Origin of the sequence: Hymenobacter rubripertinctus (assembly GCF_003583925.1) — a bacterium.
Lineage (GTDB): Bacteria > Bacteroidota > Bacteroidia > Cytophagales > Hymenobacteraceae > Hymenobacter > Hymenobacter rubripertinctus.
Genome location: NZ_QYCN01000003.1, coordinates 38,918 through 54,173 on the forward strand (window position 1 = coordinate 38,918; position 15,256 = coordinate 54,173).

The window sequence follows — 15,256 nt, forward strand, 5'->3', positions numbered from 1 at the left end:
TATGATAGAAACATTTGACGAGTTTACTAATTCATATCATATTATCGTTCTTTTCGACAAATCCGAAAGAGAGAATTTAGACTATTTGGTAGAAGGGATTTGGACTTCATCAGGAGAGAAAGATTATTGGCAAAGGCTTGACAAGCCTAAGTTTGATTTTGAACAGCTACACGTTCATATTGCACGTCAAAAACATATCAATACAAAAAGCAAACAAGTTACTTGGAATGTTGATGGTACAAGACACGACAAAAAAACTTTCAATCAGAATTTTAATGGATTGGAAAAAGCAAAAGAAATTGCGAGAAACGCTTTAGGTTTAAATTCTGACGCCATTTTAGAGTTTATCGAACATCAAGGAGTTGGACAATTACTGCTTGAAACAGTTGAATATCTTCCAGCGGAAACTTCCGTTTTTGTTTTCAAGCTCATTAGTAAAACTAAAAAACAAATTTTGCATAGTTAATGGAAAAGACAAATCAATATAGTAGCGGCGTACGCAACATACTTACCCGAGCAAGACAATATAATCACGACATTGGTGATTATATGGAGCATTATATAAATGAAAGGTTTGCATTTACGGTTCGACTTTCCAATGGACGTATTGAACTTCCAATGGAAATGGCACAAGACCAAGAAGTAATGCCATCGAGTATTTCAGAGGACAGGATTAAAACTATTGCCTCACGTTTTCAAAGTAATAATCCAAAGCCTGTTGTAATTCCTGAACCAGTTTTACAGACAATAACTGATTTGCCAAAACCACTAACTTTTTGGCAAAGACTTTTGAAAGTACTTGGACTAAAATAACAACAGCCGCTAACATTAGGTTTTGTGCAAGTGGGGCTTGACGTTGTAATCTTCAGCATCAGTTCTTTGCTGTACTTCAGTTCGGGCTTGACGGAATTCTATTGGGCTTTTGCAGGTTATCTTATACATTTGTTTTTCAATCAGCAGCGGTTATGGGAAGACGGAATTCTATTTCCCCACCTGCACAAAGCCTTGCTCGTTGGTAGCAATTTTTGACGAGCCGTTTTAGCAACAATTAGCGGCAGACAAAACGCATTAAAAAATAAAATAGCTAACAAAACTTCAAATAAATTCCAATTATCTTGTTGAACATTTTACAAATAATAATTTCCTGAAAGCGTTAGATACTAAATGGAGAAATATCAAATACATAAAGCTGCATTAGAATCTGACTATGAGTACGCTCAAAAACTGGTTAAATTAAAAGTTGACTTGAATGAACTAGATACTTTTGGATACACCGCTTTACATTGGGCAGTTTTTAGAGGCGACATTGACTTTGTAAAAATACTTCTTGAAGCAGGTGCAAATCCCAATATATTATCAGAAGACGGTGTAACACCAAAATGGAGAGCGAAAGATTTCTACTTAACTGACATAGACAAGTTATTAGATAGCTTTGGTGGAAAAGTGCTAACTAATGAAGAATTTGACAGAACTTCATTTTCAGTTTTTAATGGCATTATTGGACAAACTCTTCCACAAGAGGATTCAGATAAAGGTGGAAATGAAGACAAGAAAATAGCTACTAAAAAAAGATGGTGGAAGTTTTGGAGAGTCTATGAATGAGGACAATAAAACTGCTACCAACAAAAGTATTGCTGCAAGCAGGGCTTGACGTTGAAACAATGGGCTGCAGATCACTATCAGCAGCGGTCCCAGCGGACGGAATTCTGTTGGGCATTTAGTTGTTATCTTGTACTTTAGTTTTTCAATCGGCTTCAGTTCCGGGGCTTGACCAGCAATGAATCCCCTGCCTGCAGCAATACTCGTCCGTTGTCGTCGTACGGATTGAAAATAAAAAAGCGCCCGCAACTTTACGTTGCGGGCGCTTTTTGCTGGTTTACGAAGTAGCTGGAAGCCTACTTCGCCTTTCGCGCCATTACCTTCTCCACGGCGGCCACGATGGCCGTTTCGTTGAGGCCGTATTTCTCCATGAGCTGGTCGGCCGTGCCGGATTCGCCGAACGAGTCGTAGACGGCTACCATTTCCAGGGGCAGGGGCTCCTCGCGGGCCAGCAGCTGGGTGATGGAGTCGCCGAGGCCGGTTGGGGTGCGGTGCTATTCACTCATCGGTAAGCAGACCCAGCAATGCCAGTACCTGCTGGTCGCTGAGGCTACTTTGCTCCGACTTGTCGTAGATGGCGAGCAGGTAAACGGTTTCGTTGATTACCCGCACGTAGGTGATGACGCGGGCCCCGCCGCGCTTGCCGGTGCCTTTGCTGGCAATAGCCAGCCGGATTTTGTAGCAACCGTGGCCGATGCCGGTGCCAGTCTGTGGGCTATCCTTCAGTTCTTCCAGCAGGGTAGCATATTCCTTGACTAGCGACGGGAATTTTTTCGCCAATCGGCGTAGTTGCCGGTCGAAAAGGGGAATGGTGCTGGTTTCAAACGCCATCTTTCTGGTCTGCCAGAAGCTCCTTCAGCAACTCATCCGCCGGTCGGCCCACTTTCTCGCCCCGCTTGATCCGGGCCAACTCGCGGCCCGCCTCCCGCAGGCTTTCCATTAGGCGTAAATCGGCCGCCGTGGGAGTCTTACTCGGCGACTTTACCTTCACGCGCTTGATGCCACGCACCAGTTCCAGCACGCGGGCCACATCTTTGTCGGGCACTTCCAGCACAATTTCCATGAGCTTGCTTAGTTCAGTTTCTTGAAGATACGCAACATCTTGACTGGACCGGAAGTGCCCGGCAAAGCCTACTTGGTCTTGCGGGCCATTACCTTCTCCACGGCGGCTACGATGGCCGTTTCGTTGAGGCCGTATTTCTCCATGAGCTGGTCGGGCGTGCCCGATTCGCCGAACGAGTCGTTGACGGCCACCATTTCCAGGGGCAAGGGCTCCTCGCGGGCCAGCAGCTGGGCGATGGAGTCGCCGAGGCCACCGTTCATCTGGTGCTCCTCGGCCGTTACCACGCAGCGCGTTTTGCGGGCCGATTCCAAAATCATCCGGGCATCGAGGGGCTTGATGGTGTGGATGTTGATGATTTCGGCATTGATGCCTTTGTCGGCCAGCAGCTTACCGGCCAGAATAGCCTTCCACACCAGGTGGCCGGTAGCGAAGATGCTCACGTCGGCACCCTCATTGAGCAACACGCCCTTGCCGATTTCGAACTGCTGGTCGGCGGGGGTGAAGTTGGGCACTACCGGGCGGCCGAAGCGCAGGTACACGGGGCCCTCGTAGTCGGCAATGGCCAGCGTGGCGGCTTTGGTCTGGTTGTAGTCGCAGGGGTTGATAACGCACATGTGGGGCAGCATCTTCATCAGCCCGATGTCTTCGAGAATCTGGTGGGTGGCGCCGTCCTCGCCCAGGGTGAGGCCGGCGTGGGAGGCGCAGATTTTCACGTTTTTGCCCGAGTAAGCAATGCTCTGCCGAATCTGGTCGTAGACGCGGCCGGTGCTGAAGTTGGCGAACGTGCCGGTAAACGGAATTTTGCCGCCAATGGTGAGGCCGGCCGCCAGGCCCATCATGTTGGCCTCGGCAATGCCCACCTGGAAGAACCGCTCGGGGAAGTCCTTCACGAAGGCGTCCATTTTAAGCGAGCCAATGAGGTCGGCGCAGAGGGCCACCACGTTGGGGTTGGTTTTGCCCAGCTCGTGCAGGCCGGCACCAAAGCCTGAGCGGGTATCCTTCGATTCGGTGTAGGGAAAGTCTTTCATTTTATGGGATGTTGGGGACGTAGGGTCTGAGGGACTGGGATTATTCTTATCTGAAAGAGCGGGTAAAAGTACGTGTCATGCTGAGCGCAGCCGGAGGCGAAGTCGAAGCATCTCTACCGCAGTAGTAATTTCTCTTTGACTAGCATTGCAACGAAGCGGTAGAGATGCTTCGACTTCGCTCCGTCCCTGGCTTGATGCGCCACATGCTCAGCATGACGTTCTGTTTACTGATGTTTTTCCTCGCCACTTCATCTTCCGAACAAGCTAACCGAGCTGGTCTGGCCGGGTCGGATGGTGAAGGTGCGTACATCGGTGAAGCGGCTGCCGGTGGCGGTGGCCGTGCGGAACACGAGGCGGTAGGCTCCCGGCTGCATCGGCAGGTTAATTTTGGAGCTGCCGCCCTCGGGCAGGTTGTACACCCAGGTCTGGGAATCGTCCTGGTTGAGGCGGTAGATGCTGCCGTAGCCCCTGTAGTCCGACACGATGTTGAGGATGCCGGGCGCTTCGTAGGTCACGGCCGTTTCCTGGCCCTGCTTTATACTGATGCGCCGCACCTGCCGGGGCAAAGTCAGCAGCTCCACTTCGTAGTTGCCGGCCAGCAGCTTCTGCCGCGCCCCGAAGGGCAGGGCTACCACCGTGGCCGGGTTGCCGGCGGCCCGCACCACCGCCTGCACCCGCCCGTAGGGGTTGGGCGAAACGGCGGGGTTTTGCAGGTTCAGCGTGCCCTGGGGCGTTTGGTAGGTAAGCACGTTGGCCTTGCCCGGCCGGATGGGCAGGTTAGCCTGGCGCACCGGCGGCACGGTGTTAATCACCAGATCATAGCTCTGGAGGGCATCAATGTCGAGGGCGTCGGGCTGGCCTTTGGCGTCGCGGTAGTGCACGTAGTTGTACTCCGGCTGGTCCGTGACGTTGTTGAGAAAGGTCAGGTTGACATTCGATTCCAGGGGGCGGCCCCGCTCGTCGGTCAGGTTCACGGCCACGGTGGTTTTGGCCAGCGTCTGGGCCACTACGTCGTTGAGGATGGTGCGGAAGGTGCGCACGTCGGCCGCGTTGTAGTAGGTGCCCAGGCATTCCAGCTGCCGGCCAAACTCGCGCTCGGCCCCAATCCCAATCACGAAGGGCTTGAGAAATACCCGCTTCCGCTGCAGGGCCAGCGAAGTCGCGCACGGGTCGCCCTTACACGATTCGAGGCCGTCGGTAATCAGAATCAGCACGTTGCGGGCCGATTTATCGGCCGGAAAATCCTGGGCCGATTGCAGCAGCGAGTACGTGATGGGCGTGTTGCCCCGGGGCTCGATGGTGTTGAGCTTGGCCTTGATGGCCCCCGCGTTTTTGGGCGCGAAGGGCACTTCCAGCCGCGAGTCCTCGCAGTTGTTCTCGGCCTTGTCGTGCTGGTGGCCGTAGGCCCGCAGCGCCAGCTCCAGGTGGGGGTAGGCGTTGAGGGAGTCGGCCATTTTGGCCAGCAGTTGCTTGGCCACCTCCATCCGCGGCCGGCCTTCCCAGGGCGCCTGCATCGAGCCCGAGGCATCGAGCAGAAACAGGATGCGGGTGGTTTTGGGCTGGGTGGCGGGCGTGGCGTTCTGGGCATGGCAGTTCCCGGGTAGCAACGCTACCAGCAACAAGCCCAGAAATGCCAGCCACTGCCGCATGTTTGGATGAGAAGTCAGATAGTAAGAGAACGTCATGCTGAGCGGAGTCGAAGCATCTCTACCGCCATGCTAATTCCACCTGATTGCAACGAGGCGGTAGAGGTGCTTCGACTCCGCTGCGCTCAGCATGACGTTCTCTTACCGCTGTGATTAGTAGTCCGACGCCTTTTCCACTTCCAGCTGCTTGAGGGCGGTGGCCAGCTGCTCGTCGTTCGGCGCCACGCCGTGCCACTTGTGGGAGCCCATCATGAAGTCGACGCCGAAGCCCATCTGGGTATCCATGAGCACCATCACGGGCACGCCCTGGCCGAGCAGGCCCTGGCCTTCCTTGATGGTGGCGAGCAGGGTTTCAAACTGGTTACCGTCGGTTTCGAGCACGCGCCAGCCGAAGGCCTCGAACTTGGCGCGCAGGTCGCCGAGGCCGCCGATTTTGTCGGTGGGGCCGTCAATCTGCTGGCCGTTGCGGTCGACGAAAGCCATCAGGTTATCCACTTTGTGGTGGGGGGCGTAGAGGGCCGCTTCCCAGATCTGGCCTTCTTCCAGCTCGCCGTCGCCCATGAGCACGAACACCGTGCTTTGGTCGCCGTTGAGCTTTTTGGCCTGGGCTGCGCCGGTAGCCACGCTCAAGCCCTGGCCGAGCGAGCCGGAGGCAATGCGGATGCCGGGCAAATGCTCGTGCGTGGCAGGGTGGCCCTGGAGGCGCGAGTTCAGCTTGCGGAACGTAGCCAGCTCGCTTACCGGGAAGTAGCCCGAGCGGGCCAGCACCGAGTAGAACACCGGCGAAATGTGGCCGTTCGAGAGGAAGAACAGATCCTGGCCGATACCATTCATGTCGAACGGCTCGGGCGTGTGCTGCATCACCTTAAAGTAGAGCGACACGAGCAGCTCGGTGCAGCCCAGAGAGCCGCCGGGGTGGCCCGAGTTCACGGCGTGCACCATGCGCACGATGTCGCGGCGCACCTGGGTGGCAATCTGCTGCAATTCGGCTACCGATTTGGTGGCTTCGGGGGCGTGGGTTTCGGAGGCGGTCGACTGGGCCATGCGGTAGGTTAGGAGTTTGGTAGGATGACAAAGGTAAGCACCCCTTTTTTGGAGCTGCCAGTTAATATAGGCTTCATGAAGTAGGGTGCGGGGCTTGTCGCCGCCCGCCGTTGAACGACTCGTACGGCCACTGTTCAATGGCGGGCGGCGACAAGCCCCGCACCCTACTTTGCTTTGCGCAGGGTATAGCTATCGGCTGACAGCTAAAAACAGGGTGTAAAAAAGCCCCGCCGGAAGGCGGGGCTCCTGAAGCCCTTACAGCAGCTGAGCCGCGTGGTTCTTGGTATCGACTTTGGTGATGAGCTTCTCGATTTTTCCCGTCTCATCAATCAGAAACGTGTAGCGCATGGTGCCCATGTACTTGCGGCCGTACATGGATTTCTCCTGCCACACGCCATAGTCCTGCACCAGCTTTTTTTCCTCATCCACGAGCAGGGGGAAGGGGAGCTCGTGCTGGGCGATGAATTTCTGGTGGGATTTGGCCGAATCGATGCTCACGCCCAGCACCTTAATGCCGGCCGCCAGCAGCTGCTGGTAATGGTCGCGCAGGTCGCAGGCCTGGGCCGTGCAGCCGCTGGTGCTGTCCTTGGGGTAGAAGTAGAGCGCTACTTTGCGGCCCTGGTAATCGGAAAGGCGGTGGAGGGTGCCGTTCTGGTCGGGCGCTGCGAAGGCCGGAGCCTGCTCGCCTGCTTGGGGTACTGCCATGCCCCGAAGGTAAGGTGAAATGGTGAGGTGGGAAAATGAGGAGGTAACCGAAATAGCAAGACCGTCATTCCGAGCGCAGTCGAGGAATCTCGCGTGCTGACGTTGTAATGGTAACCAGCTAGTTTCGCGTGCTGATGCTACTATGGCAACCTGACTCGGCTGCGGCGTATAAATCAGCTGCTCCACCGGGAAGCCCAGCTCCCGGCCGCGGGCTACCAGCTGGTCGCGGAGGGCGCGCTCCATGTGAGGGGTACGGCTCAGAATCCAGAGGTTTTTGCGGCCCGGCTCGCCCACCAGGGCATGGCGGTAGCCGGCGTGGTCGAGGGCCAGAATCCAGTAGTTGCCCTCGAAGGGCCAGAAAAACTGCACCTTGAGGCGGGCGTTGCTGGCGTCGAGGGCGCGGGCGGTGGCCCGGGCCGTGGTGGCGGGGCCGCCGAGGCGGCCCTGGTGGCAGGTGTTGAGCACGCTCACCCGGCCATCGGGGCGCAGTGTGTACTCGGCCGTTACGTGCTGGCAGCCTTTCTCGAAGCGGGTGGGCAGGCGGGCCACCTCGTACCAGAGGCCGGCGTAGCGGTGCAAGTCCACGTGGGCCACGGTGGGCAGCTCGGCCTGCATGCTGCGGCGGGCGTAGGCGTAGGCCGCTACGCCGGTGGTAACCACGGCGGCGGCGGCGGCCAGCAGCACCGGCTGGCGGCGTTTGAGCAGATTGTTGGGCATGGGAAGGAGGGAAATAAGGGTGCCGAAAAAATAGCCGGTCCTACTGCTTACGGGCGGGTGGTGCAGGCAGGCTGGCCCGGTACCCGCGTTGCGGGGCAAACCAGGTAGAAATACGGGGCAGCGCGAAAAGGGTATTTCTACGCTAAGAGCGGCCCGCCCAATAGGCGTGCTTTGCCCAGGTATTCCTCGTGGCCCAACCGGCAGCAAGCTGCCGGAATAGCCGGCTTAGTTGGCCGACCAGCGCTGCGGCGCAGCTTGCCCGGCGGCGGTGCCCCTGTTGCGGGTAGGCGGCCTCAATAGTTTGGGGTACCTTGGGCCAGGGAGTTACCTCCCGCTCATTGCTTGCCTCCCGCGCGCTTCCCCATCATCACATTCACCTTACTTGCCTTATTGCCATGAACGAATTGTCTGGGTTGGAAACCATTTCACAGGAAGAGTTTGACCGGTATGCGGCCAAATGGCTGCACGTGCTGACCAAGCGCAGCTCCGGCGACCTGCAACAGTGCTTCCTGGGCGCCAACGAGGTGCGGATGCCCTACGTGAGTTTCCCGATTGAGCATATCGGGTGGCTGATATCGACGGTGGGAAGCCACCATATTGAGGCGCGTTTTCTGGTGATGAGCGACGGGAATGATCAGAAAGACCGCTTCGTGCTGGCCCTGTACGCGGTGGACGCGCGCGGCATCCGGATTTCGGCCTACTACCTGGCCAAACCCCCGAAGCCGGCCCAGCTGGGCGCAGACAACGCGGCCGATATGAATACAGTGGCCGAGCAGGTGCCCCATTATATGGTGAAAAAGTGGCTGGAATACTGGAACGAGGCCGGCGAGCTCACGCCCGAAATGTTCGTCAACAGCTACGGTTTGCTCCAGGGCTACACCTTCTCGGTGGATGATTTCATGAAACCGCTGTTCAACTCCCAGCCTTTCGGGGCCCAGGAGCTGCGGGTGGGTTTAGGCCTGCACAAGTACTTCTCGGCCCTGCATTACTCGAAGCCCACCTACACGTTCGGGCTGGTGCTGCGCCTCTACAAACCCGCCACGCCGGGCGAGGCGGGCGCAGTAGAAACCAGCAGTGAGCCCTTCTACGATATGTCGACGCCCTGCCCTCCCGGTTTCTAAAGTGCCGGCTAGTCGTCTGCTCGTACTCCTTCGCGTTCGGCCCGCTGCTCCCTTTGGTGGGAGGAGTGTGCCGAACGTGCTGGTTGCGGCCCCGTGCTGCACCCGCCGCCCGGCTCATCAGTCCTGCTGCTAGAAAAACGCCTATTGCTTAGTTGAATGGATACATTCGTGCATCTGCCCCTCCAGCAGATTTTGATGCGCCTGACCCTGGTGCCGGTATTCGCGGCCAGCATTATCGGGCTGGTTCACTTTCGCCACCTGCCCGCCAACCTGCGCTACCTGGCGGCGGGCGTGGCCTTTTTCCTGCTGCCGATGGGCGTCCTCGGGCTGGTGCTGCTGCTGTTGCAGCGCAACAACCTGTTTTTGATGCCCATTTACACGGTAGGGGAGCTGCTGATCCTCGGGCTGGTCTACCAGGCTACTATGCAGTCCCGGTTGTTCACGCGCCTCATGCTGGCCCTGATTATCGGCTTTATCGGCTACCTCGTGCTCGATAGTATGGGGGTGCAGGCCCTGACCCGGTTCCGGCCGGGCCAGCAGGTGATCCAGAGCGTGCTGATTCTGCTCATGGTGGGGTTCTACTTCCGCCGCCTGCTGCACGAGCTGCAGGTGCGCCGCCTGTGGCAGGAGCCCATGTTCTGGGTGTCGGCGGGCCTGTGCATCTACTTTCTGGGCTACCTCCAGATTGCCTTGTTCAGCAACTACCTGCTGCGCTATTCCCGGCAGCTGAACATGAACATCTGGGCCGTGCATTCCCTGCTGTTTATCGTCTTGTACCTCTGTTACTGCCGGGCATTATGGGCTCCCCCGAAGAGGTAACCTTTGGTCAGCTGCTCTACGGGGGCATTGCCTTTATGCTGCTGGCGGGCGGCGGGCTGCTCGCATTTCTGATGGTGTACCAGAAGCGCCTGTTGCAGCAGCAGCTGCGCCTGCGTACCGTGGAGGCCGCCCATCAGCAGGAGCTGCTGCTGGCCCAGCAGGAGCTGTTGGTGGCCGTAATTGCCGCCCAGGAAGGCGAGCGGGAGTACATTGGGCAGGAGCTGCACGACGGAATCGGCTCCACCTTATCCACGGCCAAGCTGCTGCTTTACCGGCTGGGCAAGAACCCGTCGCCGGAGGAGTTCACCCGGCTGCTGGCCCTGATTCAGGAGGTGATGACCAACGCCGTGCAGGAGGTGCGCGGTATTTCGCACAGCCTCTACCCGGCCGTGCTGGCCCGGTTCGGGCTGGCCGAAGCCATTCAGCACCTGACGGACGTGTGCAACGAAACCGGCAAAGTGCCCATCACCCTCACGCTGGGCTACTACCAATCCCTGGACCTGGCCCGGGAGCTGGCCCTCTACCGCATCTGCCAGGAACTGGTAGCCAATGCCCTCCGGCACGCCCGGGGCGCTACCCGCCTGGCCGTGCGCCTGGGGCAGGAGGGCACCGTGCTGAGGCTGGAAGTGGAGGATGATGGCTGCGGATTCCGCCCGCCGCCGCCGCTGCCGTCCGCTGGCGGCTCGCCCGCTTCGTTTGGCAACGGTCTGCGTAATATTGCCGTGCGGGTCCGGATGCTGCACGCGTGCATGCACCACGGCCCTGAGACGGGTCCCGGAACCCGCATCACCATCGAACTGAGTGTCGCCGCCCCCCACCCGTAACGCCATGACTGCTGCTGCTACCCCCGCCATTCGCCTTGCCGTGCTCGATGACCATCCGCTGTTCCGGCAGGGGCTGCGGCATATCTTGCAGGACCTGCCCGGGGTAGCCAGCGTAACCGAAGCGGGCGAGTTTGCCGATCTGCTGGCCCAGTGCCGCGAGCAGGTCCCCGATATTTTGCTGCTCGATTTGCAGATGCCCAACGTCGATGGCCTGGCCGCCGCCGAGCTGCTGCTGGCGGAGTTTCCGGAGCTGAAGATTATCGTGCTCTCGATGTTTTCGGCCGATAAGTTTGTGACCCAGATGATGAAGCTGGGAGCCCGCAGCTACCTGCCCAAGGATGCCACCCAGGACGAGCTGGCCGACGCCATTACGGAAGTGCTGGCTACCGGCTACCACTTCACCCCCCGGATTTCGCGGGCCCTGATGCGCAACGCCCAGCGCCCCACGCCCCCGCCGGTCATGGAAATTTCGGCCATGACGCAGTTTACGCCCCGCGAGCAGGAGGTGCTGCGCTTTATCTGCGAGGGCCTCACGGCCAGCAAAATTGCCGACGAGCTCTGCATCAGCCGCCGTACCGTGGAAGGCCACTGGCAGAAGCTGCTGGAAAAAACGGGCGCCTCCAACGTGGCCGGCCTGGTCATCTTCGCCGCCAAGCACGGCTTTATTGAACTGTAGGCCCGGCCTCCCCCATACCAGCTGCTGATGCTGTGGGTAGTGGCCGGTTAGACCGAAAGCGCCCCTCCTTGACCAAGGAGGGGCGCTGACTTTTCGTGCCGATGCGGTCGAAGACTACAGCACCACCTGAATCACCTTCTCGTTGCCGGCCTGGTCGGTGAGGCGCAGGGTGGCGGGGCCGCGCAGGGTTGGCCCCAGGGTGTCGTCGCGCTCGGTGAAGAGGGTGGCGTTTTTGTGCTCGTAGCGCAGCAGGCGGAACTGGCCGTTGATTTCGAGCTGGTAGCTGGCCAGGCCCGAGAGGTCGTCGCCTACCTTAAACACCACGCCGCCTGCGCCCTTGCTCAGCAGGCGGCCCGAGGGCGGCACGACGTCGGTGAGCAGGCGGAACTGGCCGAACGTTTTAATGTTGGCCGTAATGCTGGTGCCGTCCTCGTTCCACTTGCCGCCCACGTAGCCCCGGCCACCCTTGGCCGTTACGCTGTAAATGGCCGTGCGGCGCAGGTCCGTAACCGGCGTTTCGGGTCGCAGCGTGAGGGCCAGCGACTCGTAGAGCGGGGTGCGGGGCAGGTGCACCGTCCAGAGGCCCTGCTGGTAGCTGGTTTGCAGGTAGAGCGTGTCGAAGAGCGTTTTCGGCCCGAAGCCCAGGCTCAGGTTGGCCGTGGCAAAGCCGAACTCCCGGCCCGAAGGAATCAGGGCCTCGCGGCTGAAGCGCTGGCGGAGGCGGCCGAAGCGGATGGAGTCGGGGCGGCCGGCGCGCAGGTCGTAGAGGTACACGTTCTGGCTCTGGTCGGTGTAGCTGGGGCGCAGCGTGAGGTGGCGGTTGCCGCGCACCAGCGTTACGTGGCCGCCCACGGCCGCTGTGTCGGGGTCGGGGGCGGTTATCACCAGCAGGTTGCGGCTCACGTCGTAGCGCAGGGCGGGCGCTTTTACGGCCGCCGAGCGGGTTTTGAAGTAGGCCGCTTGCTCGCCCCGCAGCACGAAGCGCAGGGGCGTGGTATTGCCGTAGGAGTCGCTCAGGCGCACTTCCACGTTGTACACCTGGCCGGGCTCCACCCGCAGCTTGCCTTTTTCGGGGCCGGTGGTGTACATGCTCAGGTCGGTGCCGTCGTCGAGAAACAGCTTTTCCAGCTGCCGGCCCTGCATGGCCCGCCACTCGTAGTCTACGTGGCGGTTGATCTGGCGCGAACCCTCGGGAAAAGGAATATCGTCCACGACGTGCTGGTAGAGCGGCCGGTTGTTTACCAGTACCTCCACCCGCTGAAACCCGTTCTTGTTCCACACCTGATCAAACCGGTCGAATCCCTGCACCAGCAGGCCCACCGTGCCGGCCGCGCCAATGGTATCGGCCCAGGCGTAGCTGCCGTCGGCCAGCGGGGCCTTGGGCACGAAGGTACTCTTGCCGAAGCGTCCTTCCACCCGCGACTCAATCCCGAGCGCTTCCACGGCAAACGCCTGCACCACGGGGGCCACGTGGTCCTGAATTTCGGGGAAGCCACCCCACTGCAAGGGGTTGAGCTGGTGGTCCTGGGCGGTGCGCACTTCCCAGTGCACGTGCGGGCCTACCGAGCCGCCGGTGTTGCCCGACAGCGCCACCACCTCGCCGCGCTTCACGGGAAACTGTTGGGGCTCAAAAAACAGCTCCAGCTCGTAGGATTTTTTGGCGTACTGGCGGCGGCGCAGCTCCTCGGCGGCGGCCCCCTTGAAGTGGTTCAGGTGGCCGTACACGGTGGTCAGGCCGTTGGGGTGGGTGATGTAGAGCACGTTGCCGTAGCCGAAGCTGCTCTGCTTGAGGCGCGAAATGTAGCCGTCGGCCGAGGCGTGCACCGGCAGATCCACCCGGCCGTCGGTCTTGATATCGAGGCCGCCGTGGAAGTGGTTGGGGCGCAGCTCGCCCATGCTGCCGGCCAGGAAGTTCTGCTGGCCCGGCTTGATCGGAAACAGAAAATAGCCCGGGGCCACGACCGGAATAGAGGAGGCCTTAGTGGGTCCGGGGGGCACATCTTCGGGGGCGGCCCCCGGCGTTTGCTCCACCGTGGGGGCCGCCTGCTGGCTCTGGCAGGCGGAGGGCTGCAAGCCCATCAGCAGCAAAAACGGCCACGCCACGCCCAACAGGCGGCGCGGCCGGGTAATCAGAAAATCAAACATGCAGGAAAAATTTGAGAGGCCAGCGGCCAGTCAACGACGTCAACCGGCCGCATAGTGCTCACGGCTTAGGGTCCGTTTACTTCACGGCCAGGTCCAACAACTTCTCCTCGCCGATAAAGCCCGTGAGCTGGTCGCCGACTGTGACCGGCCCTACGCCGCTGGGCGTGCCGGTGAAAATCAGGTCGCCCATTTTGAGGGTAATGAAGCGGGAGATGTAGCTGATGATTTTGTTGAAATTATGCAGCATCAGGCCCGAATTGCCCTGCTGGCGCACCTCGCCGTTCACGGCCAGGCGGAAGTCGATGTTATTCAGGTCGGCAAAACCATGTACTGGCTTGAACTCCTGGGAGATGGGAGCCGAGCCGTCGAAGCCCTTGGCCAGCTCCCAGGGCAGGCCCTTGCTCTTGAGCTGGCTTTGCAGGTCGCGGGCCGTAAAATCAATGCCCAGTCCGATGGCGTCGAAGTAGGAGGGAGCGAACTTCTCCTCGATGTTCTTGCCGTTTTTGCACACGCGCAGCACCAGCTCAATCTCGTGGTGGATGTCCTGGGAGAAATCGGGCATAAAAAACGGCTGGTTGCGCTGGAGCAGGGCCGTATCGGGTTTGGCGAAAATGACCGGGTCGGTGGGCGTTTCGTTCTGGAGTTCGGCAATATGCTCCGCGTAGTTGCGGCCGATGCAAAGGATTTTCATAGTGGGAGTCTTAGCGTCTTGGGGGCTTGGAATGCTGGGGTCATCTTTTGTCAGGCGACGCGGGGCGAACAACGTTATCCGTGCCCTCACCAAACCGCTTGGCAATACAGCAGGGGCTACAACGTCCCTCGCCCGGCACGGCCCGACAGCGCTTGCCTCATTCATCCCGTACCCGTTCCCCAAAAGTAGGGGTAATTCGTGGGCCGCCGGCACGAAAACCACCGGCTTTTCGGGCGGCGGGGGCACAAAGCAAACATTTTGCCCGTCTGCCGACGTATAGGCAACCAGCAGAGCACAACCGTTGCCCGCCGGCTCCGGGCGCTTTTGCGATTTCCTCTCCTCAGTTTTCTTCCCATGCTCAAGAAATTCATGTTGGCCGGTAGCCTGTTCGTGGCCGCCGCCTGCTCCACGGTTCCCATCACCGGCCGCCGTCAGCTCAGCCTCGTCTCGGATACCGAAATGAACCAGATGGCCGCGCAGGAGTACCAGAAAGTGCTGGCCGGCAGCCAGGTCGTGAACAGCGGCAACCAGGCCGCCATGGTCAAGCGCGTGGGTCAGCGGGTGCAGCAGGCCGTGGAAACCTATTTCCGCCAGCAGAACCAGTCGGCCCAGCTCGAAGGCTACGCCTGGGAGTTCAACCTGATTCAGGATAAGCAGGAGAATGCCTGGGCCATGCCCGGGGGCAAAACGGCCGTCTATACCGGTATCCTGCCCATTACCCAGGACGAAAACGGCCTGGCCGTAGTGATGGGCCACGAAATTGCCCACGCTGTGGCCCGCCATAGCTCCGAGCGCATGAGCCAGCAGATGGCCGCCCAGGGGCTGGGCGGCGTACTGTCGACGGCCGTAGGGCAGAACCCGACGGGAACCCAGGGCGCGTTTTTGCAGGCCGTAGGTCTGGGCTCCTCGCTGGGCCTGCTCAAGTACGGCCGCAGCCAGGAGTCGGAAGCCGACCACCTGGGCCTCATCTTTATGGCCATGGCCGGCTACAACCCCGACGGCGCAGTGGACTTCTGGCAGCGGATGGATGCGCGGGAAAATCAGGCCTCCCCGCCTGAGTTTCTCTCCACTCACCCCTCCAACGGCACGCGTATTGCCAGCATTCAGCGCGAGCTGCCCGAGGCTCGCAAATACTACAAGGCCCGCTAAGTGGGAGGCTTCTCTTTATATTGGATGAT

Annotated in this window: 16 protein-coding genes and 2 pseudogenes; 8 read left to right on the forward strand and 10 right to left on the reverse strand. The window is 59.4% G+C overall.

From position 1 onward, the window contains the following. The first annotated feature begins 1 nt into the window (after position 1). The 3 genes from D0T11_RS21980 to D0T11_RS02340 all read left to right on the forward strand — a co-directional run bounded on the left by D0T11_RS21980 (position 2) and on the right by D0T11_RS02340 (position 1,602). Complete coding sequence (locus tag D0T11_RS21980) at positions 2-466, forward strand: DUF6367 family protein (protein WP_147374490.1); 465 nt, start codon at positions 2-4, stop codon at positions 464-466. After that, on the forward strand, positions 466-813 hold the full coding sequence (locus D0T11_RS21985; protein WP_147374491.1) for a hypothetical protein: 348 nt from the start codon (positions 466-468) through the stop codon (positions 811-813). Before D0T11_RS21980 ends, D0T11_RS21985 begins: the two co-directional genes overlap by 1 nt. Before the next feature lie 351 nt (positions 814-1,164). After that, positions 1,165-1,602, forward strand: coding sequence for an ankyrin repeat domain-containing protein (locus D0T11_RS02340; RefSeq protein ID WP_119654178.1), 438 nt, complete (start codon positions 1,165-1,167; stop codon positions 1,600-1,602). 293 nt (positions 1,603-1,895) lie between these two features. Here D0T11_RS02340 and D0T11_RS23510 read toward each other — a convergent pair. The 8 genes and pseudogenes from D0T11_RS23510 to D0T11_RS23005 form a co-directional block, all read right to left on the reverse strand. Further along, positions 1,896-2,093 (reverse strand): annotated as a pseudogene (locus D0T11_RS23510) (transketolase family protein); the annotation flags it as partial. A 4-nt stretch (positions 2,094-2,097) separates the two neighbouring features. Continuing rightward, positions 2,098-2,379 carry a type II toxin-antitoxin system RelE/ParE family toxin gene (locus tag D0T11_RS02350; protein WP_317127245.1) on the reverse strand — a complete coding sequence of 94 codons (282 nt, stop codon included), beginning with the start codon at positions 2,377-2,379 and terminating at the stop codon, positions 2,098-2,100. Between the two features lie 40 nt (positions 2,380-2,419). Beyond that, complete coding sequence (locus D0T11_RS02355; protein ID WP_119654180.1) at positions 2,420-2,662, reverse strand: hypothetical protein; 243 nt, start codon at positions 2,660-2,662, stop codon at positions 2,420-2,422. 68 nt (positions 2,663-2,730) lie between these two features. Continuing rightward, entirely contained in the window at positions 2,731-3,690 is a 960-nt protein-coding gene (locus tag D0T11_RS02360; RefSeq protein WP_119654181.1) for a transketolase family protein, read from the reverse strand. 248 nt (positions 3,691-3,938) lie between these two features. After that, the gene (locus tag D0T11_RS02365; protein ID WP_119654182.1) at positions 3,939-5,375 is read right to left on the reverse strand and encodes a vWA domain-containing protein; all 1,437 of its coding nucleotides are present in this window, start codon (positions 5,373-5,375) and stop codon (positions 3,939-3,941) included. Positions 5,376-5,489: 114 nt separating this feature from the next. Next, complete coding sequence (locus D0T11_RS02370) at positions 5,490-6,380, reverse strand: transketolase (RefSeq protein ID WP_119654183.1); 891 nt, start codon at positions 6,378-6,380, stop codon at positions 5,490-5,492. Positions 6,381-6,635: 255 nt separating this feature from the next. Next, complete coding sequence (bcp, locus tag D0T11_RS23000; protein WP_245990588.1) at positions 6,636-7,085, reverse strand: thioredoxin-dependent thiol peroxidase; 450 nt, start codon at positions 7,083-7,085, stop codon at positions 6,636-6,638. 171 nt (positions 7,086-7,256) lie between these two features. Further along, positions 7,257-7,802, reverse strand: a pseudogene (locus D0T11_RS23005) (lipocalin family protein); the annotation flags it as partial. Between the two features lie 395 nt (positions 7,803-8,197). On the opposite strand from D0T11_RS23005, the gene D0T11_RS02380 reads away from it, so the two are divergent. The 4 genes from D0T11_RS02380 to D0T11_RS02395 all read left to right on the forward strand — a co-directional run bounded on the left by D0T11_RS02380 (position 8,198) and on the right by D0T11_RS02395 (position 11,242). Beyond that, positions 8,198-8,923, forward strand: a complete 726-nt coding sequence (locus D0T11_RS02380) for a hypothetical protein (protein ID WP_147374492.1) — start codon at positions 8,198-8,200, stop codon at positions 8,921-8,923. 156 nt (positions 8,924-9,079) lie between these two features. Beyond that, complete coding sequence (locus D0T11_RS02385; RefSeq protein WP_119654186.1) at positions 9,080-9,742, forward strand: hypothetical protein; 663 nt, start codon at positions 9,080-9,082, stop codon at positions 9,740-9,742. Then, on the forward strand, positions 9,721-10,566 hold the full coding sequence (locus D0T11_RS02390; protein WP_119654187.1) for a sensor histidine kinase: 846 nt from the start codon (positions 9,721-9,723) through the stop codon (positions 10,564-10,566). Before D0T11_RS02385 ends, D0T11_RS02390 begins: the two co-directional genes overlap by 22 nt. Before the next feature lie 4 nt (positions 10,567-10,570). Then, the gene (locus D0T11_RS02395) at positions 10,571-11,242 is read left to right on the forward strand and encodes a response regulator transcription factor (RefSeq protein WP_119654188.1); all 672 of its coding nucleotides are present in this window, start codon (positions 10,571-10,573) and stop codon (positions 11,240-11,242) included. A 114-nt stretch (positions 11,243-11,356) separates the two neighbouring features. Here D0T11_RS02395 and D0T11_RS02400 read toward each other — a convergent pair whose 3' ends face one another. Continuing rightward, the gene (locus tag D0T11_RS02400; protein WP_119654189.1) at positions 11,357-13,387 is read right to left on the reverse strand and encodes a M23 family metallopeptidase; all 2,031 of its coding nucleotides are present in this window, start codon (positions 13,385-13,387) and stop codon (positions 11,357-11,359) included. Positions 13,388-13,463: 76 nt separating this feature from the next. After that, complete coding sequence (locus D0T11_RS02405; protein ID WP_119654190.1) at positions 13,464-14,078, reverse strand: fumarylacetoacetate hydrolase family protein; 615 nt, start codon at positions 14,076-14,078, stop codon at positions 13,464-13,466. Positions 14,079-14,432: 354 nt separating this feature from the next. Between D0T11_RS02405 and D0T11_RS02410 the strand changes: the two genes are divergently transcribed. Beyond that, the gene (locus D0T11_RS02410) at positions 14,433-15,227 is read left to right on the forward strand and encodes a M48 family metallopeptidase (RefSeq protein WP_119654191.1); all 795 of its coding nucleotides are present in this window, start codon (positions 14,433-14,435) and stop codon (positions 15,225-15,227) included. The last annotated feature ends 29 nt before the right edge of the window (positions 15,228-15,256 follow it).